The organism is Pseudomonas mendocina (assembly GCA_037482215.1).
GTDB lineage: Bacteria > Pseudomonadota > Gammaproteobacteria > Pseudomonadales > Pseudomonadaceae > Aquipseudomonas > Aquipseudomonas mendocina_E.
The window spans coordinates 685,360-709,875 of sequence record CP148074.1 but is presented as its reverse complement, the minus strand read 5'-3'; the positions used below and the strand labels follow the sequence as shown (position 1 = coordinate 709,875).

Annotated in this window: 12 protein-coding genes, 8 tRNA genes and 6 rRNA genes; all 26 read right to left on the bottom strand. The window is 52.0% G+C overall.

Going from position 1 to position 24,516, the window contains the following annotated elements; all coding sequences use genetic code 11:
• Window positions 1-42 precede the first annotated feature (42 nt).
• Window positions 43-4,116, bottom strand: a complete 4,074-nt coding sequence (rpoB, locus tag WG219_03095) for a DNA-directed RNA polymerase subunit beta (protein WXL26478.1) — start codon at window positions 4,114-4,116, stop codon at window positions 43-45.
• 219 nt (window positions 4,117-4,335) lie between these two features.
• Window positions 4,336-4,704, bottom strand: coding sequence for a 50S ribosomal protein L7/L12 (gene rplL / locus WG219_03090; protein WXL26477.1), 369 nt, complete (start codon window positions 4,702-4,704; stop codon window positions 4,336-4,338).
• Between the two features lie 81 nt (window positions 4,705-4,785).
• A complete protein-coding gene (gene rplJ / locus WG219_03085) occupies window positions 4,786-5,286 on the bottom strand; it encodes a 50S ribosomal protein L10 (protein WXL26476.1) in 501 nt (166 codons plus the stop codon).
• A 195-nt stretch (window positions 5,287-5,481) separates the two neighbouring features.
• Complete coding sequence (gene rplA, locus WG219_03080; protein ID WXL26475.1) at window positions 5,482-6,177, bottom strand: 50S ribosomal protein L1; 696 nt, start codon at window positions 6,175-6,177, stop codon at window positions 5,482-5,484.
• Window positions 6,177-6,608: a 50S ribosomal protein L11 gene (gene rplK / locus WG219_03075; GenBank protein ID WXL26474.1), complete on the bottom strand. Its 432-nt coding sequence runs from the start codon at window positions 6,606-6,608 to the stop codon at window positions 6,177-6,179. Before rplK ends, rplA begins: the two co-directional genes overlap by 1 nt.
• Window positions 6,609-6,725: 117 nt before the next feature.
• Complete coding sequence (gene nusG, locus WG219_03070; GenBank protein ID WXL26473.1) at window positions 6,726-7,259, bottom strand: transcription termination/antitermination protein NusG; 534 nt, start codon at window positions 7,257-7,259, stop codon at window positions 6,726-6,728.
• A gap of 9 nt (window positions 7,260-7,268) precedes the next feature.
• Window positions 7,269-7,637, bottom strand: coding sequence for a preprotein translocase subunit SecE (gene secE, locus WG219_03065; GenBank protein ID WXL26472.1), 369 nt, complete (start codon window positions 7,635-7,637; stop codon window positions 7,269-7,271).
• A gap of 42 nt (window positions 7,638-7,679) precedes the next feature.
• Window positions 7,680-7,755: transfer RNA gene (locus tag WG219_03060), tRNA-Trp, on the bottom strand.
• A 54-nt stretch (window positions 7,756-7,809) separates the two neighbouring features.
• Window positions 7,810-9,003 carry an elongation factor Tu gene (tuf, locus tag WG219_03055; GenBank protein WXL26471.1) on the bottom strand — a complete coding sequence of 398 codons (1,194 nt, stop codon included), beginning with the start codon at window positions 9,001-9,003 and terminating at the stop codon, window positions 7,810-7,812.
• An 83-nt stretch (window positions 9,004-9,086) separates the two neighbouring features.
• Window positions 9,087-9,162 (bottom strand) — tRNA-Thr (locus WG219_03050).
• A 25-nt stretch (window positions 9,163-9,187) separates the two neighbouring features.
• Window positions 9,188-9,261 (bottom strand) — tRNA-Gly (locus WG219_03045).
• A gap of 25 nt (window positions 9,262-9,286) precedes the next feature.
• Window positions 9,287-9,371 (bottom strand) — tRNA-Tyr (locus tag WG219_03040).
• Between the two features lie 140 nt (window positions 9,372-9,511).
• Complete coding sequence (locus WG219_03035) at window positions 9,512-10,186, bottom strand: SPOR domain-containing protein (GenBank protein WXL26470.1); 675 nt, start codon at window positions 10,184-10,186, stop codon at window positions 9,512-9,514.
• A 7-nt stretch (window positions 10,187-10,193) separates the two neighbouring features.
• Window positions 10,194-10,937, bottom strand: coding sequence for a pantothenate kinase (locus WG219_03030; protein ID WXL26469.1), 744 nt, complete (start codon window positions 10,935-10,937; stop codon window positions 10,194-10,196).
• Entirely contained in the window at window positions 10,927-11,883 is a 957-nt protein-coding gene (birA, locus tag WG219_03025; GenBank protein WXL26468.1) for a bifunctional biotin--[acetyl-CoA-carboxylase] ligase/biotin operon repressor BirA, read from the bottom strand. The genes WG219_03030 and birA overlap by 11 nt, the downstream gene beginning before the upstream one ends.
• Window positions 11,884-12,021: 138 nt before the next feature.
• Window positions 12,022-12,137 (bottom strand): 5S ribosomal RNA (gene rrf, locus WG219_03020).
• 129 nt (window positions 12,138-12,266) lie between these two features.
• Window positions 12,267-15,154, bottom strand: a 23S ribosomal RNA gene (locus WG219_03015).
• A gap of 233 nt (window positions 15,155-15,387) precedes the next feature.
• Window positions 15,388-15,463, bottom strand: a tRNA-Ala gene (locus tag WG219_03010).
• A 30-nt stretch (window positions 15,464-15,493) separates the two neighbouring features.
• A tRNA-Ile gene (locus tag WG219_03005) sits at window positions 15,494-15,570 on the bottom strand.
• Between the two features lie 65 nt (window positions 15,571-15,635).
• A 16S ribosomal RNA gene (locus WG219_03000) occupies window positions 15,636-17,170 on the bottom strand.
• A 361-nt stretch (window positions 17,171-17,531) separates the two neighbouring features.
• Window positions 17,532-17,647 (bottom strand): 5S ribosomal RNA (gene rrf, locus WG219_02995).
• 129 nt (window positions 17,648-17,776) lie between these two features.
• Window positions 17,777-20,665 (bottom strand): 23S ribosomal RNA (locus tag WG219_02990).
• Between the two features lie 233 nt (window positions 20,666-20,898).
• Window positions 20,899-20,974, bottom strand: a tRNA-Ala gene (locus WG219_02985).
• A 30-nt stretch (window positions 20,975-21,004) separates the two neighbouring features.
• Window positions 21,005-21,081: transfer RNA gene (locus WG219_02980), tRNA-Ile, on the bottom strand.
• A gap of 65 nt (window positions 21,082-21,146) precedes the next feature.
• Window positions 21,147-22,681 (bottom strand): 16S ribosomal RNA (locus WG219_02975).
• The 16S, 23S and 5S rRNA genes sit together here with 4 tRNA genes alongside, the layout of an rRNA operon.
• 544 nt (window positions 22,682-23,225) lie before the next feature.
• Window positions 23,226-24,425: a tyrosine--tRNA ligase gene (tyrS, locus tag WG219_02970; protein WXL26467.1), complete on the bottom strand. Its 1,200-nt coding sequence runs from the start codon at window positions 24,423-24,425 to the stop codon at window positions 23,226-23,228.
• Window positions 24,426-24,516: the final 91 nt, after the last annotated feature.

Here is a 24,516-nt window from a genome sequence, read left to right as displayed (position 1 = left end):
GAGAGCGGGCGTTGCCGCCGCGCTCTCGATTCGCGTCACGTGTTATTCGGTTTCCAGATCGATGTCGATACCCAGAGAACGGATCTCTTTGATCAACACGTTGAAGGACTCAGGCATGCCCGGCTCCATACGGTGATCACCGTCCACGATGTTTTTGTACATCTTGGTACGGCCGTTCACGTCATCCGACTTCACGGTCAGCATTTCCTGCAGGGTGTAGGCTGCGCCATACGCCTCCAGTGCCCAGACCTCCATCTCACCGAAGCGCTGACCACCGAACTGCGCCTTACCACCCAGCGGCTGCTGGGTAACCAGGCTGTAAGAACCAGTAGAACGAGCATGCATCTTGTCGTCTACCAGGTGGTTCAGCTTCAGCATGTACATGTAACCAACGGTGGTCGGACGCTCAAACTGGTTACCAGTACGACCGTCGATCAAGCGCATCTGACCGCTTTCAGGCAGATCAGCCAGCTTCAGCATGGCCTTGATTTCGCTTTCTTTAGCACCGTCGAATACCGGAGTAGCCATCGGTACACCGCCACGCAGGTTGTGCGCCAAGTCCAGGATTTCCTGATCGCTCAGGCTATCCAGACTTTCCTGACGACCGCCGATCTCGTTATAGATCTCATGCAGGAACTTACGCAGTTCAGCGACCTTACGCTGCTCTTCGAGCATACGGTTGATCTTCTCGCCCAACCCTTTAGCCGCGAGGCCCAGGTGGGTTTCAAGAATCTGACCGACGTTCATACGCGAAGGTACGCCCAGTGGGTTCAGTACGATATCGACCGGAGTACCGTTGACGTCATGCGGCATGTCTTCAACTGGCATGATCACCGAGACCACACCCTTGTTACCGTGACGGCCGGCCATCTTGTCACCCGGCTGGATGCGACGACGGATTGCCAGGTAGACCTTAACAATCTTCAGTACGCCCGGAGCCAGGTCATCGCCTTGCTGCAGCTTGCGCTTCTTGTCTTCGAACTTGTCGTCGAGCAACTGACGGCGATCAGAAATGTAGGCCTGTGCCTTTTCCAATTGCTCATTCAGTGCATCGTCGGCCATACGCAGCTTGAACCACTGGCCACGCTCAAGACCATCAAGGAACTCTTCAGTAACCTCAGCGCCTTTCTTCAGGCCAGCACCACCTTCGGCTTTCTTGCCTACCAGCGCGGCACGCAGACGCTCGAAGGTTGCACCTTCAACGATGCGGAACTCTTCGTTCAGGTCCTTGCGGATTTCGTCGAGCTGCTGCTTCTCGATAGCCAGAGCACGGCTGTCACGCTCCACGCCATCACGGGTAAATACCTGCACGTCGATAACGGTACCTTTGGTGCCAGTCGGCACACGCAGGGAGGTGTCCTTAACATCGGACGCCTTCTCACCGAAGATCGCACGCAGCAGTTTTTCTTCCGGAGTGAGTTGGGTCTCGCCTTTCGGAGTGACCTTACCAACCAGAATGTCGCCTGGGCCAACTTCAGCACCGACGTAAACAATACCGGCTTCGTCCAGCTTGTTCAGAGCCGACTCACCTACGTTCGGGATATCGGAGGTGATTTCTTCCGAACCGAGTTTGGTGTCACGAGCCACACAGGTCAGTTCCTGAATGTGGATCGTAGTAAAGCGGTCTTCTTGAACAACGCGCTCAGAGAGGCAGATGGAGTCTTCGAAGTTGAAGCCGTTCCACGGCATGAACGCAACGCGCATGTTCTGACCCAAAGCCAGTTCACCCATATCGGTGGACGGACCATCTGCCAGAATGTCGCTACGACTTACCTTGTCACCTTTACGAACCAGCGGACGCTGGTTGATGCAAGTGTTCTGGTTAGAACGGGTGTATTTGGTCAGGTTATAGATGTCGACACCCGCTTCGCCGGTTTCAACTTCATCATTATTAACACGGACCACGATACGGCTAGCGTCAACCGAATCGATCACACCACCGCGGCGAGCAACTACGCAAACACCGGAGTCACGGGCTACGTTGCGCTCCATACCGGTACCTACCAGCGGCTTGTCAGCTCGCAGTGTCGGTACAGCTTGGCGCTGCATGTTGGAACCCATCAATGCGCGGTTGGCGTCATCGTGCTCCAGGAACGGAATCAGCGAGGCTGCAACAGAGACTACCTGCTTGGGCGAAACGTCCATCAGGGTTACATCTTCAGGCGCCTTAACGGTGAATTCGTTCAGGTGACGTACAGCTACCAGCTCGTCGATCAACTGACCTTTATCGTTCATGGTCGCCGAAGCCTGAGCGATCACATGATCAGCCTCTTCGATGGCGGACAGGAACACGATTTCGTCAGTGACCAAACCCTCTTTAACAACGCGGTACGGGCTTTCGAGGAAGCCGTACTGGTTAGTGCGTGCGTAGGCAGCCAGAGAGTTGATCAAACCAATGTTCGGACCTTCAGGGGTCTCAATTGGGCACACACGACCATAGTGAGTCGGGTGTACGTCACGAACCTCGAAGCCGGCACGTTCACGGGTCAGACCGCCTGGGCCAAGTGCCGAAACACGGCGCTTGTGAGTAATCTCAGAAAGCGGGTTGTTCTGGTCCATGAACTGAGACAGCTGGCTGGAACCGAAGAACTCTTTAACGGCCGCAGCAACTGGCTTGGCGTTAATCAGGTCTTGCGGCATCAGGCCTTCGCTTTCTGCCATGGACAGACGCTCTTTGACTGCACGCTCAACACGCACCAGACCTACGCGGAACTGGTTTTCAGCCATCTCGCCAACACAACGCACACGACGGTTACCCAAGTGGTCGATATCGTCAACGATGCCTTTACCGTTACGGATATCAACCAGCGTTTTGAGCACGTCGACAATGTCTTCGCGACTCAGTACGCCTGGGCCTTCGATCTCAGTACGACCGATGCGGCGGTTGAATTTCATACGACCAACAGCAGACAGGTCGTAACGCTCAGCACTGAAGAACAGGTTGTTGAACAGTGTCTCAGCTGCGTCCTTGGTTGGCGGCTCGCCTGGGCGCATCATGCGATAGATCTCAACCAGCGCTTCCAATTGGTTGGTTGTGCTGTCGATCTTGAGCGTGTCAGAAATGAACGGGCCGCAATCGATATCGTTGGTGTACAACGTCTCAATCCGAACGACCTGAGCCTTAACAATCTTGGCAAGGGTTTCAACGTTCAGCTCAGTGTTGCACTCAACGATGATCTCGCCAGTAGCCGGGTGCACGATTGCCTTCGCAGTTGTGCGACCCAGCAGGTAATCAATTGGAACTTCCAGCTCTTTGATGCCGGCCTTATCCAACTGATTGATATGACGTGCCGTGATACGACGACCCTGCTCAACAATGACCTTGCCCTTCTCATCTTTGATATCGAAGGCAGCAATTTCACCGCGCAGACGCTGAGGTACCAACTCCAGATTCAGGGTCTCGCCCTTAACGTGGAAGACGTTGGTTGCATAGAAAGCCTCAAGCACTTCTTCAGTGCTGTAGCCCAGTGCACGCAGCAGAACAGACGCCGGCAGTTTACGACGACGGTCGATACGGACGAAAACAGCATCCTTAGGATCGAACTCGAAGTCCAGCCAGGAACCACGGTACGGAATGATACGAGCGGAATACAGCAATTTGCCCGAGCTGTGAGTCTTGCCACGGTCGTGGTCGAAGAATACACCAGGAGAACGGTGCAGCTGGGACACGATAACACGCTCGGTACCGTTAATAACGAAGGTACCGTTCTCGGTCATCAGGGGGATTTCCCCCATGTAAACTTCTTGCTCTTTAATGTCCTTGATCGCTTTGTTCGACGATTCTTTGTCGAAAATGATCAGACGGACTTTTACACGCAGCGGGACGGCAAATGTTACGCCGCGCAGCACACATTCTTTGACATCAAAAGCCGGCTCGCCCAAGCGATAACCGACATACTCCAGAGCAGCATTGCCGGAATAGCTGATAATCGGGAAAACAGACTTGAAGGCCGCATGCAGGCCAATGTCGCGGAACTGGTCCTTGGTCGCCCCTGCCTGCAGAAATTCGCGGTACGAATCCAGCTGGATGGCCAGGAGATACGGCACATCCATGACATCCGGCAACTTGCTAAAGTCCTTGCGGATACGTTTTTTCTCAGTGTATGAGTAAGCCATCAGCGTTCCCCAGCTTGGTCACCTGCCTAGTAGGCCACTCCGACGGGAGTTGCCAGAAACTCTTGCAAACCCTTAGTTTGCGCCGCCACATCGGGCGGGATTTCCCAGAACCAGGCCAACCACTGAATGGTCGACCTAGAACGGAAAAAGGCCGGTGGCAAAAGCCACCAGCCATCAGCCTTACGCGAGTCGCTTCGGCTGCAGACGCAAGGTCGTCTCTTACTTGAGCTCGACTTTGGCGCCAGCTTCTTCCAAAGCAGCTTTTGCTTTCTCAGCAGCTTCTTTAGCAACGCCTTCCAGAATAGTAGCCGGAGCGCCGTCAACAGCAGCTTTAGCTTCTTTCAGGCCCAGGCCAGTCAGTTCACGAACAGCCTTGATCACGTTCACTTTCTTATCGCCAGCTTCAGCCAGGATAACGTTGAACTCAGTTTGCTCTTCAGCAGCGGCAGCAGCCGGGCCAGCAACAGCAACGGTAGCAGCAGCAGCGGAAACGCCGAACTTCTCTTCCATTGCCTTGATCAGCTCAACGATTTCCAGAACGGTTTTCTGACCGATCGCTTCGATGATTTCTTCGTTAGACAGAGCCATGACTCTAATTCCTGTATTGGGGGACAGCCTTCGCGGCCATCAAATTAAACAAATAAGATTGAAAGAGGTTATGCAGCCAACTTAGGCAGCAGCGCCTTCTTTCTGGTCGCGAACAGCTGCCAGAGTACGAACGAACTTGCTGGTAGCGCCTTGTATAACGCTCATCAGCTGAGAAATTGCTTCGTCGTAAGTCGGCAGGCTTGCCAGCACGTCGATCTGATTGGCTGCGAGGAACTGACCCTCGAATGCAGCTGCTTTGATCTCGAACTTATCCTGACCCTTAGCGAACTCTTTGAAGATACGAGCAGCAGCGCCCGGATGTTCGTTGGAGAATGCAATCAGGGTCGGGCCTTTGAACGCGTCGTTGAGGATATCGTACTGAGTACCTTCAACAGCGCGCTTGAGCAGGGTGTTACGTACTACACGTACGTAAACGCCAGCTTCGCGGGCCTCTTTACGGAGTCCGGTCATAGCACCTACAGACACGCCACGGGCATCAGCCACGACAGCGGAAAGGGCAGCTTTGGCAGCCTCGTTGACTTCAGCGACGATGGCCTTCTTGTCTTCGAGTTTAATTGCCACGGGTTTACTCCTGGTTTTTACCGTTTCATCTGGCCGAAGCCGGATGTCGTTTTGGTGTCTGATTCGGTAACGAATCGGGAGCACCATCTGCGTAGGCATTTCTTTTAAGGCTTACACCACCTACGGTCTTGGATAGCCCCCGCCAGGCAGGGACCCCAAACCTTGGCTGGTGAGGTTGCCCTCACCAGCGCTGTATTACGCGTCGAGCGAGCTCTGGTCGATAACCAGACCTGGGCCCATAGTGGTGCTCAGGGTGATGCGCTTGACGTAAACACCTTTCGAAGTCGAAGGCTTCAGACGCTTGAGGTCTGCAACCAGGGCTTCAACGTTCTGCTTCAGCTTCTCAGCTTCAAAACCGACTTTACCCACGGAACCGTGGATGATGCCGTTTTTGTCGGTACGGAAGCGAACCTGACCGGCTTTAGCGTTTTTAACCGCAGTAGCAACGTCAGGAGTCACAGTACCAACTTTCGGGTTCGGCATCAGGCCGCGAGGACCCAGGACCTGACCCAGCTGACCCACAACGCGCATTGCGTCAGGGGAAGCGATCACGACGTCGTAGTTCAACTCGCCTGCTTTCATTTCAGCAGCCAGGTCGTCCATACCTACGCGGTCAGCACCGGCAGCCAGAGCAGCTTCAGCGCCCGGACCTTGGGTGAAAACTGCAACACGTACGGTCTTACCAGAGCCATTCGGCAGAACGGTTGCACCGCGAACTACCTGGTCAGATTTACGCGGATCAACGCCGAGGTTGATAGCGATATCGAAAGACTCAGAGAATTTGACAGCCGACAGCTCGGCCAGCAGAGAGGCTGCTTCAACAAAGTTGTAAGCCTTACCAGCTTCAACTTTCTCAGCGATTGCCTTCTGACGCTTAGTCAACTTAGCCATTACACACCCTCCACGTTCAAGCCCATGCTGCGAGCAGAGCCAGCGATGGTACGCACAGCCGATTCCAGATCAGCAGCGGTAAGATCCGCTTGCTTGGTCTTGGCGATCTCTTCCAGCTGAGCACGAGTAACGGTGCCGACCTTGACGGTGTTCGGACGAGCCGAGCCGCTGGTCAGGCCTGCAGCTTTCTTGAGCAGAACAGCGGCAGGGGTGCTTTTGGTTTCAAAAGTGAAGCTACGGTCACTGTATACAGTGATAATCACTGGAGTCGGCAGACCCGGCTCAAGGCCTTGAGTCTTAGCGTTGAACGCTTTGCAGAATTCCATGATGTTCACACCGTGCTGACCCAGAGCTGGACCAACGGGTGGCGACGGGTTGGCTTGACCAGCCTTAACTTGCAGCTTGATGTAAGCTGAGATTTTCTTAGCCATGAGCTACTCCAGTTTTGGGTTCTAACGCCTAACGGCTCCCCATTTTTCAATGCAATTATCCCAAGGACGACAAAACCCCGCAGCCCAGGACTGCGGGGTATGGGATGCTTATGTCAGTTATGCCTTCTCGACCTGACTGAACTCCAGCTCGACCGGTGTAGCACGACCAAAAATCGTAACTGCAACCTGAATTCGGCTTTTCTCGTAATTAACTTCTTCAACTACGCCACTGAAGTCCGCAAACGGCCCATCAATGACACGAACCATCTCACCCGGCTCGAACAGCGTCTTCGGCTTAGGTTTGTCGCCACTGTCAGCAACACGACGAAGAATTGCTTCAGCCTCACGCTCAGTAATAGGAGCAGGCTTATCAGCAGTACCACCGATAAAGCCCATTACTCGCGGGGTATCTTTAATCAAGTGCCAAGTCGCTTCACTCATTTCCATTTGGACTAACACATAGCCCGGAAAGAATTTGCGCTCACTCTTACGCTTCTGGCCATTCCGCATCTCAACAACCTCTTCGGTTGGAACGAGGATTTCACCAAAAACGTCTTCCATTCCTGCAAGCTTCACACGCTCAATCAAAGAGCGCATTACATGCTTCTCGTAACCCGAGTAAGCATGCACAACGTACCAACGCTTAGCCACGGGACACCTTTAACCGACGATCAACGAAACAAGCCAACCCAGCAGCGAATCAAGCCCCCACAAAACGAGAGCCATCACCAGCACAACCGCAACTACAATAAGCGTTGTCTGCGTGGTTTCCTGACGAGTTGGCCAAACGACCTTACGAATCTCAACACGTGCTTCTTTGGAGAGAACCCAGAAGGCCTTTCCTTTTGCAGTCTGTAGAGCCACTACAGCAGCAAGAACAGCAATAACCAGAAGACCAAGAACCCGATAAAAAACAGGCTCTGAAGAGAAGTACTGATTACCAACAACACCGACCACTACTAATGCAGCAACCAAAAGCCACTTCAGCAGATCAAATCGCGAATCGCTGGCTTCAGCCTTAACATTCATCTACTAGCACCCTGTGAGAAGACATGCCAAATTCTTAGAAAATGGCAGGTCAGGAGGGAATCGAACCCCCAACCTACGGTTTTGGAGACCGTCGCTCTGCCAATTGAGCTACTGACCTAGAAACTGAATCAGGCCGACCATTATGACGGCCTGACTGAATGAGATCAATCTTTTATTCGATGATCTTTGCTACAACACCAGCACCAACGGTACGACCGCCTTCGCGGATAGCGAAACGCAGACCTTCTTCCATTGCGATGGTTTTGATCAGAGTGACAGTCATCTGAATGTTGTCACCTGGCATTACCATCTCAACGCCTTCCGGCAGTTCGCAGTTACCAGTTACGTCAGTAGTACGGAAGTAGAACTGAGGACGGTAGCCTTTGAAGAAAGGAGTATGACGACCACCTTCTTCTTTGCTCAGCACGTAAACTTCTGCAGTGAACTTGGTGTGAGGCTTAACAGAACCCGGCTTAACCAGAACCTGACCACGCTCAACTTCATCACGCTTAGTACCACGCAGCAGAACGCCACAGTTCTCACCAGCACGGCCTTCGTCCAGCAGCTTGCGGAACATTTCAACGCCGGTGCAAGTGGTCTTGGTGGTGTCACGCAGACCAACGATTTCGATCTCTTCCTGTACCTTAACGATACCACGCTCGATACGACCAGTTACTACAGTACCGCGACCAGAGATGGAGAATACGTCTTCGATCGGCATCAGGAACGGCTTGTCGATAGCACGCTCAGGCTCTGGGATGTAGCTGTCCAGAGTCTCAACCAGCTTCTTAACAGCGGAAGTGCCGAGACCGTTCTCGTCTTCGCCGTTCAGTGCCATCAGAGCGGAACCGATGATGATCGGAGTGTCGTCACCTGGGAAATCGTAAGTGCTGAGCAGGTCACGCACTTCCATCTCAACCAGTTCCAGCAGCTCAGCGTCATCAACCATGTCAGCCTTGTTCAGGAACACGACGATGTACGGTACACCTACCTGACGGGACAGCAGGATGTGCTCACGAGTCTGAGGCATCGGACCATCAGCAGCCGAGCAAACCAGGATCGCGCCGTCCATCTGGGCAGCACCAGTGATCATGTTTTTTACGTAGTCGGCGTGACCCGGGCAGTCAACGTGCGCGTAGTGACGAATAGTGGAATCGTACTCTACGTGCGCAGTGTTGATGGTGATACCACGAGCCTTCTCTTCCGGAGCGCTGTCGATCTTATCGAAGTCAACACGAGCCGAACCGAATACCTCGGAGCAGACGCGAGTCAGAGCAGCGGTCAGAGTGGTTTTACCGTGGTCAACGTGACCGATGGTGCCGACGTTGACGTGCGGCTTGCTACGCTCAAACTTTTCTTTAGCCATCTTGGCTGCCTCCGAGAGAAGAAAGGATCAAGTATCACCGCCATAAAACAAAGGCAGATACTCACATATCTGCCTTTGTAGAATGGAGCTCATGAGCGGACTTGAACCGCTGACCTCACCCTTACCAAGGGTGTGCTCTACCAACTGAGCTACATGAGCAAACACATTACCAGAACAACAAACTTGGAGCGGGTAGCGGGAATCGAACCCGCATCATCAGCTTGGAAGGCTGAGGTTCTACCACTAAACTATACCCGCGGAGCCTGCAGCTCTCGCTTAAATCTGGTGGAGGGAGAAGGATTCGAACCTTCGAAGTCTATGACGTCAGATTTACAGTCTGATCCCTTTGGCCACTCGGGTATCCCTCCAGATGGGGCGGCATTTTATCTTCTGCCAGCCTGCTGTCAAGCAATTTCTCATTTAAAATCTTGAGGTTAGCTAATTTGACAGCAGCTCCTCAAATCAGCCTTTAGAGCCAGCCTGCGAAGCGGGCGCCATTCTATGCAATCTAGTGCCCCGTTGCAATCCCTTTACAAGGCATTAATTGCTGCTCTAACCCTTTGAAGTTAAAAGCCAAACGACTAACTAATGCCTCATCAGCCAGACGCCTGCTTTCAGGCTCAATTTGCACCCAATAACTTCTGTGTGCCCGCGGCAACTCACGCAACAGCGGCTCATATCCTGCAGCGCGTAATCGTTCCATTACACTTTCAGCAGCAGCCATACGAGGAAATATGCCGAGCGAAATACCATTCACCAACTCCCCTTGACCAATAATGTAACTATCGATTTTCCTCGCCTGTAACTCTCTCAATTGACGCAACGATGCCTGTCTGGACGCTAACGGAGGCATATACACCCAATAGTCCACACCTGCCGCGGCGTCCAGCGTCTCGACCCGCGCCCCAACCCCCAAACTTAATAACTGCTGCTCTAATGGAGCAGCTTGACTGGCCTCTTCAAATCGACCAAGAAACATACAGACAGCTTCCTCGTGCTCCTTTTTTATCGCACCAGGTTTACGCAAGGACGCACTGGACTCACTCAGCAATTTAATATCACCGCGATCAGCTGGCTGCATTGCCAGCGGAGCTATTTCGGTAGCACGCATTGGCGCTTGCTGCTGATGCCAGACATAATAAAAAACGTTCAAAACCAGTAACCACAAAAACATCCAGCGCATGCGCACCTCACACTGTCGGGCAAGCTATCGCCAGGCCGATAAAGACCAGATCCGGCACCACTCGAGCACTTGGCGCGACTGATGTAACTAACGCAGCATCCCCCCCCGTCAGGAACACATCAAAGTCCTGCTGCCATAAATCTGCGGCCATTGCTATTTGCCCAGAAACAAATCCTTGCAACATAAGCACACAGCCCCGTTCAACTGCCTCTGCCGTAGATCGGCCGGGAGCCACATCCTTCAACGCCAATGAAGCCTCGAGGGCGTCATATCGCGTCCGCCGAGTGTGCGTTCGTAATTGGGTTCGCATAAGCGGAACACCTGGGCATATGAAGCCCCCAAGGTGTTGTCCGTCAGCTCCCACAAAGTCCGAGGTAACAGCAGTCCCCAAATCGATGACCAGACAAGCCCTTTGCGCTAATGAGTAAGCACCGACCATGGCAACCCAGCGATCTAATCCCAATCGCTCAAACTGTTCGTACCCATTAGTCACGCCACCTAACTCTCTAGCAGGCGAGACAACACTGCAGGTAACAGCGAATGTATTTTCTAGGGTGGCCACCAACGCAGCGGTTTCATCATCACTGCGCACACTGACAAGGCGACACTGGCTCAGACCAACGGAACGCAGCCTTATAACATCAACCAGCGCCTCATCATTATCTACAACACCCCACCCAACGGAAGCCATGCTCGCATTGAGTAAACGCCATTTGATAAAACTGTTGCCACAATCCAACTCAAGAATCATCGCGCAACCTCAAACTTAACTCACCACCACTGAAGCTACGCTCAACTCCATCGATACTCAGTTTAATCGCCCCTGATGAACCAACACCTAACACCACACCCTCAATGGGATCAGCTCCCGACGTAAGAGACACCAAGCGCCCTTGCCAAAGATGATGCTCTTCCCACTCCTCGCGCAGTGATGAAAACCCACCCTTCATCTGCCGCTCCAAGTAGTAAGCCAAGTGCTTATTAAGCGACAGAATTAACTCATTTCGATCTAGCGGAGCCCCTAGCTCAGAACGCAATGACGTCCAAGGCTGGCCGATACCTTCACTTTCACTAGGGAGCATATTCACGTTCAAGCCAATACCAATGACCACGTGACACAAATCTGCAGGATCTCCAGATAGCTCAAGCAGGATGCCTGACAGTTTTTTATTCCCTATCAGCAGATCATTGGGCCATTTTAAACCCGCGCTATTTAGCCCCAACTCTCGCACCAACCGTAACAAGGCTAGCGCCACGACGAGACTCAAGCCCTCCAGCTGACGCATACCGCCATCTATTGGAATGACCAGGCTGTAATAGATATTTTGCCCAAAAGGACTTACCCACTCCCGACCACGACGTCCACGCCCGTGGGTCTGCTGCTCGGAAACCACGTAGAAAGGAGATTCGCCCTTCTCCACCAAAAGGCGCATTGCCTCCGCATTGGTAGAGCCAACTGTGGTCCTGACATGCGCAGGCCAGACGGCGTGGTCATTCAGCACAGCCTCATCAAGCAAGCGCATAGGGTAGGCCAAACGGTAGCCACGCCCCTTAATTGAATGCAAAGGTACAGCAAGCTCAGTCTGTAATGTCTTCAGCTGCTTCCACACAGCAGCTCTGCTGACACCCAGCGCCGCCCCCAACTCCTCACCGGAATGGAACTGACCATCTTCAAGCAGCTTTAACAATGCGAGCATGTATGACCCACCAAACAAAGAGGCACGCATGATAACGAGGCGACCTGTAGTTGCCTACAAGCTGCTAGTGGTTAGCGTTTATTCGCAGGCAAAGTAAAACCCCCGACCAGTTACCTGATCGGGGGTTTCGGTATAGGTGCTTGACGATGACCTACTCTCACATGGAGAAACTCCACACTACCATCGGCGATGCATCGTTTCACTTCTGAGTTCGGGATGGGATCAGGTGGTTCCAATGCTCTATGGTCGTCAAGCGATTCAGCTGGGATATCGCGGTTAAGGCGCTATCCCGAATTGGGTATGTGATTGCTTTGTAGTTTCTGCAAATTTTCGGATTGTTGTCGACTTCAACCGTCTGACACCACAAATTGTTTGGGTGTTATATGGTCAAGCCTCACGGGCAATTAGTACTGGTTAGCTCAACGCCTCACAACGCTTACACACCCAGCCTATCAACGTCGTAGTCTTCGACGGCCCTTTAGGGAGCTCAAGGCTCCAGTGAGATCTCATCTTGAGGCAAGTTTCCCGCTTAGATGCTTTCAGCGGTTATCTCTTCCGAACATAGCTACCCGGCAATGCCACTGGCGTGACAACCGGAACACCAGAGGTTCGTCCACTCCGGTCCTCTCGTACTAGGAGCAGCCCCTCTCAAATCTCAAACGTCCACGGCAGATAGGGACCGAACTGTCTCACGACGTTCTAAACCCAGCTCGCGTACCACTTTAAATGGCGAACAGCCATACCCTTGGGACCGGCTTCAGCCCCAGGATGTGATGAGCCGACATCGAGGTGCCAAACACCGCCGTCGATATGAACTCTTGGGCGGTATCAGCCTGTTATCCCCGGAGTACCTTTTATCCGTTGAGCGATGGCCCTTCCATACAGAACCACCGGATCACTAAGACCTACTTTCGTACCTGCTCGACGTGTCTGTCTCGCAGTCAAGCGCGCTTTTGCCTTTATACTCTACGACCGATTTCCGACCGGTCTGAGCGCACCTTCGTACTCCTCCGTTACTCTTTGGGAGGAGACCGCCCCAGTCAAACTACCCACCATACACTGTCCTCGATCCGGATGACGGACCAGAGTTAGAACCTCAAGGTTACCAGGGTGGTATTTCAAGGATGGCTCCACGCGAACTGGCGTCCACGCTTCAAAGCCTCCCACCTATCCTACACAAGTAAACTCAAAGTCCAGTGCAAAGCTATAGTAAAGGTTCACGGGGTCTTTCCGTCTAGCCGCGGATACACTGCATCTTCACAGCGATTTCAATTTCACTGAGTCTCGGGTGGAGACAGCGCCGCCATCGTTACGCCATTCGTGCAGGTCGGAACTTACCCGACAAGGAATTTCGCTACCTTAGGACCGTTATAGTTACGGCCGCCGTTTACCGGGGCTTCGATCAAGAGCTTCGCTTGCGCTAACCCCATCAATTAACCTTCCGGCACCGGGCAGGCGTCACACCCTATACGTCCACTTTCGTGTTTGCAGAGTGCTGTGTTTTTAATAAACAGTCGCAGCGGCCTGGTATCTTCGACCGGCGTGGGCTTACGTAGTAAATACTTCACCCTCACCGGCGCACCTTCTCCCGAAGTTACGGTGCCATTTTGCCTAGTTCCTTCACCCGAGTTCTCTCAAGCGCCTTGGTATTCTCTACCTAACCACCTGTGTCGGTTTGGGGTACGGTTCCTAATTACCTGAAGCTTAGAAGCTTTTCCTGGAAGCATGGCATCAACCACTTCGTCATCTAAAAGATAACTCGTCATCAGTTCTCGGCCTTGAACGCCCGGATTTACCTAAGCATTCAGCCTACAACCTTAAACACGGACAACCAACGCCGTGCTGGCCTAGCCTTCTCCGTCCCTCCATCGCAGTAATTAGAAGTACGGGAATATTAACCCGTTTCCCATCGACTACGCATTTCTGCCTCGCCTTAGGGGCCGACTCACCCTGCGTCGATTAACGTTGCGCAGGAAACCTTGGTCTTTCGGCGTGCGAGTTTTTCACTCGCATTGTCGTTACTCATGTCAGCATTCGCACTTCTGATACCTCCAGCAAGCTTCTCAACTCACCTTCACAGGCTTACAGAACGCTCCTCTACCGCTCAACTTACGTTGAACCCGTAGCTTCGGTGTATGGTTTGAGCCCCGTTACATCTTCCGCGCAGGCCGACTCGACTAGTGAGCTATTACGCTTTCTTTAAAGGATGGCTGCTTCTAAGCCAACCTCCTAGCTGTCTAAGCCTTCCCACATCGTTTCCCACTTAACCATAACTTTGGGACCTTAGCTGACGGTCTGGGTTGTTTCCCTTTTCACGACGGACGTTAGCACCCGCCGTGTGTCTCCCGTGCTGACACTTGCTGGTATTCGGAGTTTGCATCGGTTTGGTAAGTCGGGATGACCCCTAGCCGAAACAGTGCTCTACCCCCAGCAGTGATACACGAGGCGCTACCTAAATAGCTTTCGAGGAGAACCAGCTATCTCCGAGCTTGATTAGCCTTTCACTCCGATCCACAGGTCATCCGCTAACTTTTCAACGGTAGTCGGTTCGGTCCTCCAGTCAGTGTTACCTAACCTTCAACCTGCCCATGGATAGATCGCCCGGTTTCGGGTCTATACCCAGCGACTAAACGCCCTATTAAGACTCGCTTTCGCTACGCCTCCCCTATTCGGTTAAGCTTGCCACTGAATATAAGTCGCTGACCCATTATACAAAAGGTACGCAGTCACCTAACAAAGTAGGCTCCCACTGCTTGTACGCATACGGTTTCAGGTTCTATTTCACTCCCTCTCCGGGGTTCTTTTCGCCTTTCCCTCACGGTACTGGTTCACTATCGGTCAGTCAGTAGTATTTAGCCTTGGAGGATGGTCCCCCCATATTCAGACAAAGTTTCTCGTGCTCCGTCCTACTCGATTTCATTGATAAGAGATTTTCGTATACGGGGCTATCACCCACTATGGCGGCACTTTCCAGAGCCTTCTACTAATCTCAAATCAACTTAAGGGCTAGTCCCCGTTCGCTCGCCACTACTAAGGGAATCTCGGTTGATTTCTTTTCCTCAGGGTACTTAGATGTTTCAGTTCCCCTGGTTCGCCTCTTACACCTATGTATTCAGTGCAAGATACTCAGCTTATGCTGAGTGGGTTCCCCCATTCAGAGATCTCCGGATCAAAGTCTGTTTGCCGACTCCCGGAGCTTATCGCAGGCTACAACGTCTTTCATCGCCTCTGACTGCCAAGGCATCCACCGTATGCGCTTCTTCACTTGACCATATAACCCCAAGCAATCTGGTTACTGTCTCAAACGTGAAGACGACATTCGCCGAAAATTTGCAATTGAGAACTACAAATTTTGCCTTGACCAAACTAATCACCAGTGAAAGTAATTAGTCAGTCACTTCTATCACATACCCAAATTTTTAAAGAACGATTCTTCTAGCCAAAGACCAGAAATCAACATTTCATGCTAAGCATAAATGTTCATTTCTGAACTCTAGTAGAGAGTGGTGGAGCCAAGCGGGATCGAACCGCTGACCTCCTGCGTGCAAGGCAGGCGCTCTCCCAGCTGAGCTATGGCCCCAATGTCTTGAAGCCTGCGCCCCATGAACATTGGTGGGTCTGGGCAGATTCGAACTGCCGACCTCACCCTTATCAGGGGTGCGCTCTAACCAACTGAGCTACAGACCCAATCGTCTTCTGCAATGAATCAAGCAATTCGTGTGGGAGCTTATGAGAAAGCTGATGTCGTCGATTAAGGAGGTGATCCAGCCGCAGGTTCCCCTACGGCTACCTTGTTACGACTTCACCCCAGTCATGAATCACACCGTGGTAACCGTCCTCCCGAAGGTTAGACTAGCTACTTCTGGTGCAACCCACTCCCATGGTGTGACGGGCGGTGTGTACAAGGCCCGGGAACGTATTCACCGTGACATTCTGATTCACGATTACTAGCGATTCCGACTTCACGCAGTCGAGTTGCAGACTGCGATCCGGACTACGATCGGTTTTATGGGATTAGCTCCACCTCGCGGCTTGGCAACCCTTTGTACCGACCATTGTAGCACGTGTGTAGCCCTGGCCGTAAGGGCCATGATGACTTGACGTCATCCCCACCTTCCTCCGGTTTGTCACCGGCAGTCTCCTTAGAGTTCCCACCCGAGGTGCTGGTAACTAAGGACAAGGGTTGCGCTCGTTACGGGACTTAACCCAACATCTCACGACACGAGCTGACGACAGCCATGCAGCACCTGTGTCTGAGTTCCCGAAGGCACCAATCTATCTCTAGAAAGTTCTCAGCATGTCAAGGCCAGGTAAGGTTCTTCGCGTTGCTTCGAATTAAACCACATGCTCCACCGCTTGTGCGGGCCCCCGTCAATTCATTTGAGTTTTAACCTTGCGGCCGTACTCCCCAGGCGGTCAACTTAATGCGTTAGCTGCGCCACTAAAATCTCAAGGATTCCAACGGCTAGTTGACATCGTTTACGGCGTGGACTACCAGGGTATCTAATCCTGTTTGCTCCCCACGCTTTCGCACCTCAGTGTCAGTATCAGTCCAGGTAGTCGCCTTCGCCACTGGTGTTCCTTCCTATATCTACGCATTTCACCGCTACACAGGAAATTCCACTACCCTCTACCGTACTCTAGCTCGGCAGTTATGAAAGCAGTTCCCAGGTTGAGCCCGGGGCTTTCACTTCCATCTTACCGAACCACCTACGCGCGCTTTACGCCCAGTAATTCCGATTAACGCTTGCACCCTTCGTATTACCGCGGCTGCTGGCACGAAGTTAGCCGGTGCTTATTCTGTCGGTAACGTCAAAACAGCAAAGTATTAATTTACTGCCCTTCCTCCCAACTTAAAGTGCTTTACAATCCGAAGACCTTCTTCACACACGCGGCATGGCTGGATCAGGCTTTCGCCCATTGTCCAATATTCCCCACTGCTGCCTCCCGTAGGAGTCTGGACCGTGTCTCAGTTCCAGTGTGACTGATCATCCTCTCAGACCAGTTACGGATCGTAGCCTTGGTGAGCCATTACCTCACCAACTAGCTAATCCGACCTAGGCTCATCTAATGGCGCGAGGCCCGAAGGTCCCCGCTTTCTCCCGTAGGACGTATGCGGTATTAGCGTTCCTTTCGGAACGTTATCCCCCACCACCAGGCAGATTCCTAGGCATTACTCACCCGTCCGCCGCTAAATCCAGGAGCAAGCTCCCTTCATCCGCTCGACTTGCATGTGTTAGGCCTGCCGCCAGCGTTCAATCTGAGCCATGATCAAACTCTTCAGTTCAATACTGCTTGGGTTTTGAGAAAACCCTAAACTTGGCTCAGCAATCGCAAAAAACTCTCGAATTCACGAGTGTTACTTGTGATGCTGATAATCATTTGACTAACAGTCTTAACTCACAAGCACCCACACGAATTGCTTGATTCAGTTGTTAAAGAACGGTTGGTTAAGTCTTTCGTCTCAACCGAGGCGCGCATTCTACAGCAGCCTCATTTCGCGTCAAGCTATTTTTCGAAGAATTTTTCTTTCTACTCAATGACTTACAAGTGACGCTCAACCACTAGGTTTTGCCTTTAGCAAAACATGGTGCTTGTACAAATAGGAAACCCCGATCAGTTGCCTGATCGGGGGTTTCGGTATAGGTGCTTGACGATGACCTACTCTCACATGGAGAAACTCCACACTACCATCGGCGATGCATCGTTTCACTTCTGAGTTCGGGATGGGATCAGGTGGTTCCAATGCTCTATGGTCGTCAAGCGATTCAGCTGGGATATCGCGGTTAAGGCGCTATCCCGAATTGGGTATGTGATTGCTTTGTAGTTTCTGCAAATTTTCGGATTGTTGTCGACTTCAACCGTCTGACACCACAAATTGTTTGGGTGTTATATGGTCAAGCCTCACGGGCAATTAGTACTGGTTAGCTCAACGCCTCACAACGCTTACACACCCAGCCTATCAACGTCGTAGTCTTCGACGGCCCTTTAGGGAGCTCAAGGCTCCAGTGAGATCTCATCTTGAGGCAAGTTTCCCGCTTAGATGCTTTCAGCGGTTATCTCTTCCGAACATAGCTACCCGGCAATGCCACTGGCGTGACAACCGGAACACCAGAGGTTCGTCCACTCCGGTCCTCTCGTACTAGGAGCAGCCCCTCTCAAATCTCAAACGTCCACGGCAGATAGGGACCGAACTGTCTCACGACGTTCTAAACCCAGCTCGCGTACCACTTTAAATGGCGAACAGCCATACCCTTGGGACCGGCTTCAGCCCCAGGATGTGATGAGCCGACATCGAGGTGCCAAACACCGCCGTCGATATGAACTCTTGGGCGGTATCAGCCTGTTATCCCCGGAGTACCTTTTATCCGTTGAGCGATGGCCCTTCCATACAGAACCACCGGATCACTAAGACCTACTTTCGTACCTGCTCGACGTGTCTGTCTCGCAGTCAAGCGCGCTTTTGCCTTTATACTCTACGACCGATTTCCGACCGGTCTGAGCGCACCTTCGTACTCCTCCGTTACTCTTTGGGAGGAGACCGCCCCAGTCAAACTACCCACCATACACTGTCCTCGATCCGGATAACGGACCAGAGTTAGAACCTCAAGGTTACCAGGGTGGTATTTCAAGGATGGCTCCACGCGAACTGGCGTCCACGCTTCAAAGCCTCCCACCTATCCTACACAAGTAAACTCAAAGTCCAGTGCAAAGCTATAGTAAAGGTTCACGGGGTCTTTCCGTCTAGCCGCGGATACACTGCATCTTCACAGCGATTTCAATTTCACTGAGTCTCGGGTGGAGACAGCGCCGCCATCGTTACGCCATTCGTGCAGGTCGGAACTTACCCGACAAGGAATTTCGCTACCTTAGGACCGTTATAGTTACGGCCGCCGTTTACCGGGGCTTCGATCAAGAGCTTCGCTTGCGCTAACCCCATCAATTAACCTTCCGGCACCGGGCAGGCGTCACACCCTATACGTCCACTTTCGTGTTTGCAGAGTGCTGTGTTTTTAATAAACAGTCGCAGCGGCCTGGTATCTTCGACCGGCGTGGGCTTACGTAGTAAATACTTCACCCTCACCGGCGCACCTTCTCCCGAAGTTACGGTGCCATTTTGCCTAGTTCCTTCACCCGAGTTCTCTCAAGCGCCTTGGTATTCTCTACCTAACCACCTGTGTCGGTTTGGGGTACGGTTCCTAATTACCTGAAGCTTAGAAGCTTTTCCTGGAAGCATGGCATCAACCACTTCGTCATCTAAAAGATAACTCGTCATCAGTTCTCGGCCTTGAACGCCCGGATTTACCTAAGCATTCAGCCTACAACCTTAAACACGGACAACCAACGCCGTGCTGGCCTAGCCTTCTCCGTCCCTCCATCGCAGTAATTAGAAGTACGGGAATATTAACCCGTTTCCCATCGACTACGCATTTCTGCCTCGCCTTAGGGGCCGACTCACCCTGCGTCGATTAACGTTGCGCAGGAAACCTTGGTCTTTCGGCGTGCGAGTTTTTCACTCGCATTGTCGTTACTCATGTCAGCATTCGCACTTCTGATACCTCCAGCAAGCTTCTCAACTCACCTTCACAGGCTTACAGAACGCTCCTCTACCGCTCAACTTACGTTGAACCCGTAGCTTCGGTGTATGGTTTGAGCCCCGTTACATCTTCCGCGCAGGCCGACTCGACTAGTGAGCTATTACGCTTTCTTTAAAGGATGGCTGCTTCTAAGCCAACCTCCTAGCTGTCTAAGCCTTCCCACATCGTTTCCCACTTAACCATAACTTTGGGACCTTAGCTGACGGTCTGGGTTGTTTCCCTTTTCACGACGGACGTTAGCACCCGCCGTGTGTCTCCCGTGCTGACACTTGCTGGTATTCGGAGTTTGCATCGGTTTGGTAAGTCGGGATGACCCCTAGCCGAAACAGTGCTCTACCCCCAGCAGTGATACACGAGGCGCTACCTAAATAGCTTTCGAGGAGAACCAGCTATCTCCGAGCTTGATTAGCCTTTCACTCCGATCCACAGGTCATCCGCTAACTTTTCAACGGTAGTCGGTTCGGTCCTCCAGTCAGTGTTACCTAACCTTCAACCTGCCCATGGATAGATCGCCCGGTTTCGGGTCTATACCCAGCGACTAAACGCCCTATTAAGACTCGCTTTCGCTACGCCTCCCCTATTCGGTTAAGCTTGCCACTGAATATAAGTCGCTGACCCATTATACAAAAGGTACGCAGTCACCTAACAAAGTAGGCTCCCACTGCTTGTACGCATACGGTTTCAGGTTCTATTTCACTCCCTCTCCGGGGTTCTTTTCGCCTTTCCCTCACGGTACTGGTTCACTATCGGTCAGTCAGTAGTATTTAGCCTTGGAGGATGGTCCCCCCATATTCAGACAAAGTTTCTCGTGCTCCGTCCTACTCGATTTCATTGATAAGAGATTTTCGTATACGGGGCTATCACCCACTATGGCGGCACTTTCCAGAGCCTTCTACTAATCTCAAATCAACTTAAGGGCTAGTCCCCGTTCGCTCGCCACTACTAAGGGAATCTCGGTTGATTTCTTTTCCTCAGGGTACTTAGATGTTTCAGTTCCCCTGGTTCGCCTCTTACACCTATGTATTCAGTGCAAGATACTCAGCTTATGCTGAGTGGGTTCCCCCATTCAGAGATCTCCGGATCAAAGTCTGTTTGCCGACTCCCCGGAGCTTATCGCAGGCTACAACGTCTTTCATCGCCTCTGACTGCCAAGGCATCCACCGTATGCGCTTCTTCACTTGACCATATAACCCCAAGCAATCTGGTTACTGTCTCAAACGTGAAGACGACATTCGCCGAAAATTTGCAATTGAGAACTACAAATTTTGCCTTGACCAAACTAATCACCAGTGAAAGTAATTAGTCAGTCACTTCTATCACATACCCAAATTTTTAAAGAACGATTCTTCTAGCCAAAGACCAGAAATCAACATTTCATGCTAAGCATAAATGTTCATTTCTGAACTCTAGTAGAGAGTGGTGGAGCCAAGCGGGATCGAACCGCTGACCTCCTGCGTGCAAGGCAGGCGCTCTCCCAGCTGAGCTATGGCCCCAATGTCTTGAAGCCTGCGCCCCATGAACATTGGTGGGTCTGGGCAGATTCGAACTGCCGACCTCACCCTTATCAGGGGTGCGCTCTAACCAACTGAGCTACAGACCCAATCGTCTTCTGCAATGAATCAAGCAATTCGTGTGGGAGCTTATGAGAAAGCTGATGTCGTCGATTAAGGAGGTGATCCAGCCGCAGGTTCCCCTACGGCTACCTTGTTACGACTTCACCCCAGTCATGAATCACACCGTGGTAACCGTCCTCCCGAAGGTTAGACTAGCTACTTCTGGTGCAACCCACTCCCATGGTGTGACGGGCGGTGTGTACAAGGCCCGGGAACGTATTCACCGTGACATTCTGATTCACGATTACTAGCGATTCCGACTTCACGCAGTCGAGTTGCAGACTGCGATCCGGACTACGATCGGTTTTATGGGATTAGCTCCACCTCGCGGCTTGGCAACCCTTTGTACCGACCATTGTAGCACGTGTGTAGCCCTGGCCGTAAGGGCCATGATGACTTGACGTCATCCCCACCTTCCTCCGGTTTGTCACCGGCAGTCTCCTTAGAGTTCCCACCCGAGGTGCTGGTAACTAAGGACAAGGGTTGCGCTCGTTACGGGACTTAACCCAACATCTCACGACACGAGCTGACGACAGCCATGCAGCACCTGTGTCTGAGTTCCCGAAGGCACCAATCTATCTCTAGAAAGTTCTCAGCATGTCAAGGCCAGGTAAGGTTCTTCGCGTTGCTTCGAATTAAACCACATGCTCCACCGCTTGTGCGGGCCCCCGTCAATTCATTTGAGTTTTAACCTTGCGGCCGTACTCCCCAGGCGGTCAACTTAATGCGTTAGCTGCGCCACTAAAATCTCAAGGATTCCAACGGCTAGTTGACATCGTTTACGGCGTGGACTACCAGGGTATCTAATCCTGTTTGCTCCCCACGCTTTCGCACCTCAGTGTCAGTATCAGTCCAGGTAGTCGCCTTCGCCACTGGTGTTCCTTCCTATATCTACGCATTTCACCGCTACACAGGAAATTCCACTACCCTCTACCGTACTCTAGCTCGGCAGTTATGAAAGCAGTTCCCAGGTTGAGCCCGGGGCTTTCACTTCCATCTTACCGAACCACCTACGCGCGCTTTACGCCCAGTAATTCCGATTAACGCTTGCACCCTTCGTATTACCGCGGCTGCTGGCACGAAGTTAGCCGGTGCTTATTCTGTCGGTAACGTCAAAACAGCAAAGTATTAATTTACTGCCCTTCCTCCCAACTTAAAGTGCTTTACAATCCGAAGACCTTCTTCACACACGCGGCATGGCTGGATCAGGCTTTCGCCCATTGTCCAATATTCCCCACTGCTGCCTCCCGTAGGAGTCTGGACCGTGTCTCAGTTCCAGTGTGACTGATCATCCTCTCAGACCAGTTACGGATCGTAGCCTTGGTGAGCCATTACCTCACCAACTAGCTAATCCGACCTAGGCTCATCTAATGGCGCGAGGCCCGAAGGTCCCCGCTTTCTCCCGTAGGACGTATGCGGTATTAGCGTTCCTTTCGGAACGTTATCCCCCACCACCAGGCAGATTCCTAGGCATTACTCACCCGTCCGCCGCTAAATCCAAGAGCAAGCTCCCTTCATCCGCTCGACTTGCATGTGTTAGGCCTGCCGCCAGCGTTCAATCTGAGCCATGATCAAACTCTTCAGTTCAATACTGCTTGGGTTTTGAGAAAACCCTAAACCTGGCTCAGCAATCGCAAAAACTCTCGAATTCACGAGTGTTACTTGTGATGCTGATAATCTTTTGACTATCAGTCTTAACTCACAAGCACCCACACGAATTGCTTGATTCAGTTGTTAAAGAACGGTTGGCTAAGTCTTTCGTCTCAACCGAGGCGCGCATTCTACAGCAGCCTCTTTCTCTGTCAAGCGATTTGTGAAAATTTCTTTTCAACTTCAACCACTTGCGCTTTCGATCGCCATTCAGCATCTCGTCAGCGGGAGGCGAATTCTACAGCGTTTAAAAACCCTGTCAACCTGCCTTTCTCACCGCTTTCGATCCACCTGACCGAAGCCACCAACAGGAGTAAACCACCACACTGCCAGCCCGGCGCATTCTACTCAGCTTCCGCTGAATTGCAACCTCTTAATCTTCATAACTTATTGATTTATAAGAAATTTAATTAAGGGCTAGCGCCGAAGAAGGGGCGCATTATAGAGAGCCAACCACTAAGGTCAACCCTCTATTTTTAGATTATTCAGCTTTGAGCGTGATCCGCGCAAAAGACTTCTTACCAGCCTGGACCACACGAACCGCTCCTAGCGAGAACATATAAGTGCGATCAACAACCTGGCCATCCACCTTCACACCACCCGAACCCAAAAGATCCCTTGCCGCGGCAGCATTCTTAACAAGACCTGCTTTATTAAGGAGAGCAGAAATAGGCATATCCCCTTCTGACACCACCTCAACCTCAGGCAGATCCTCCGGCAACTCACCATCTTTCATGCGATTGCCAGCTGACTTATGAGCATTCAGCGCCGCCTCTTCACCATGGAAGCGTGCAACGATTTCTTCTGCCAGTTTGATTTTGATGTCGCGCGGGTTCGCTCCCTGCTCCACATCGCGCTTGAACTGATTGATTTCATCCATGGAACGGAAGCTCAACAGCTCGAAGTAGCGCCACATCAATGTATCTGGCATTGAGACGAGCTTGTTGTACATAACGCCCGGCGCTTCCTGGATACCAACATAGTTACCCAGCGACTTGGACATCTTTTTGACACCATCAAGCCCTTCAAGCAGCGGCATGGTCACAACACACTGCGACGGCTGACCATAGGCCCGCTGCAGCTCCCGCCCCATCAGGAGATTGAACTTCTGATCAGTACCACCGAGCTCCACATCCGCCTTCAGTGCAACAGAGTCATAGCCCTGGACCAAAGGATAGAGGAATTCGTGAATCGCGATAGGCTGATTGGACTTATAGCGCTTATCGAAATCATCACGCTCAAGCATGCGCGCTACGGTGTACTGAGAGGTCAGACGAATGAAATCAGCCGGCCCCATCTGATCCATCCAAGTGGAGTTGAATGCCACTTCAGTTTTCGCAGGATCAAGAATCTTGAACACTTGGGCCTTATAGGTCTCGGCATTGTCCAACACCTGCTCACGCGTCAACGGTGGGCGAGTTGCACTTTTCCCACTCGGGTCACCAATCATGCCGGTGAAGTCACCAATCAGAAAGATGACCTGATGCCCCAACTCCTGAAACTGGCGCAGCTTATTAATAAGTACGGTATGTCCAAGATGAAGGTCCGGCGCAGTTGGATCAAACCCCGCCTTGATTCGCAGCGGCTGGCCGCGCTTTAGTTTCTCAACTAACTCAGCTTCAACGAGAACCTCTTCGGCACCACGCTTGATCAGCGCCAACTGCTCTTCAACGGACTTCATGACAGGACTCACAACCACAAGTAAACAAAGGGGAGCAACCATACAAGATCAGAAACAAATCACAAGGTTTGCTCTAGGTCAAAACCTAGTG

Coding starts and splice junctions, on each gene's coding strand:
- WG219_03030 (WXL26469.1), bottom strand. CDS start 10,937: ATGATTCTTGAGTTGGATTGTGGCAACAGTTTTATCAAATGGCGTTTA.
- tyrS (WXL26467.1), bottom strand. CDS start 24,425: ATGAAGTCCGTTGAAGAGCAGTTGGCGCTGATCAAGCGTGGTGCCGAA.
- rplL (WXL26477.1), bottom strand. CDS start 4,704: ATGGCTCTGTCTAACGAAGAAATCATCGAAGCGATCGGTCAGAAAACC.
- rpoB (WXL26478.1), bottom strand. CDS start 4,116: ATGGCTTACTCATACACTGAGAAAAAACGTATCCGCAAGGACTTTAGC.
- WG219_03035 (WXL26470.1), bottom strand. CDS start 10,186: ATGCGCTGGATGTTTTTGTGGTTACTGGTTTTGAACGTTTTTTATTAT.
- rplK (WXL26474.1), bottom strand. CDS start 6,608: ATGGCTAAGAAAATCTCAGCTTACATCAAGCTGCAAGTTAAGGCTGGT.
- birA (WXL26468.1), bottom strand. CDS start 11,883: ATGCTCGCATTGTTAAAGCTGCTTGAAGATGGTCAGTTCCATTCCGGT.
- secE (WXL26472.1), bottom strand. CDS start 7,637: ATGAATGTTAAGGCTGAAGCCAGCGATTCGCGATTTGATCTGCTGAAG.
- rplA (WXL26475.1), bottom strand. CDS start 6,177: ATGGCTAAGTTGACTAAGCGTCAGAAGGCAATCGCTGAGAAAGTTGAA.
- tuf (WXL26471.1), bottom strand. CDS start 9,003: ATGGCTAAAGAAAAGTTTGAGCGTAGCAAGCCGCACGTCAACGTCGGC.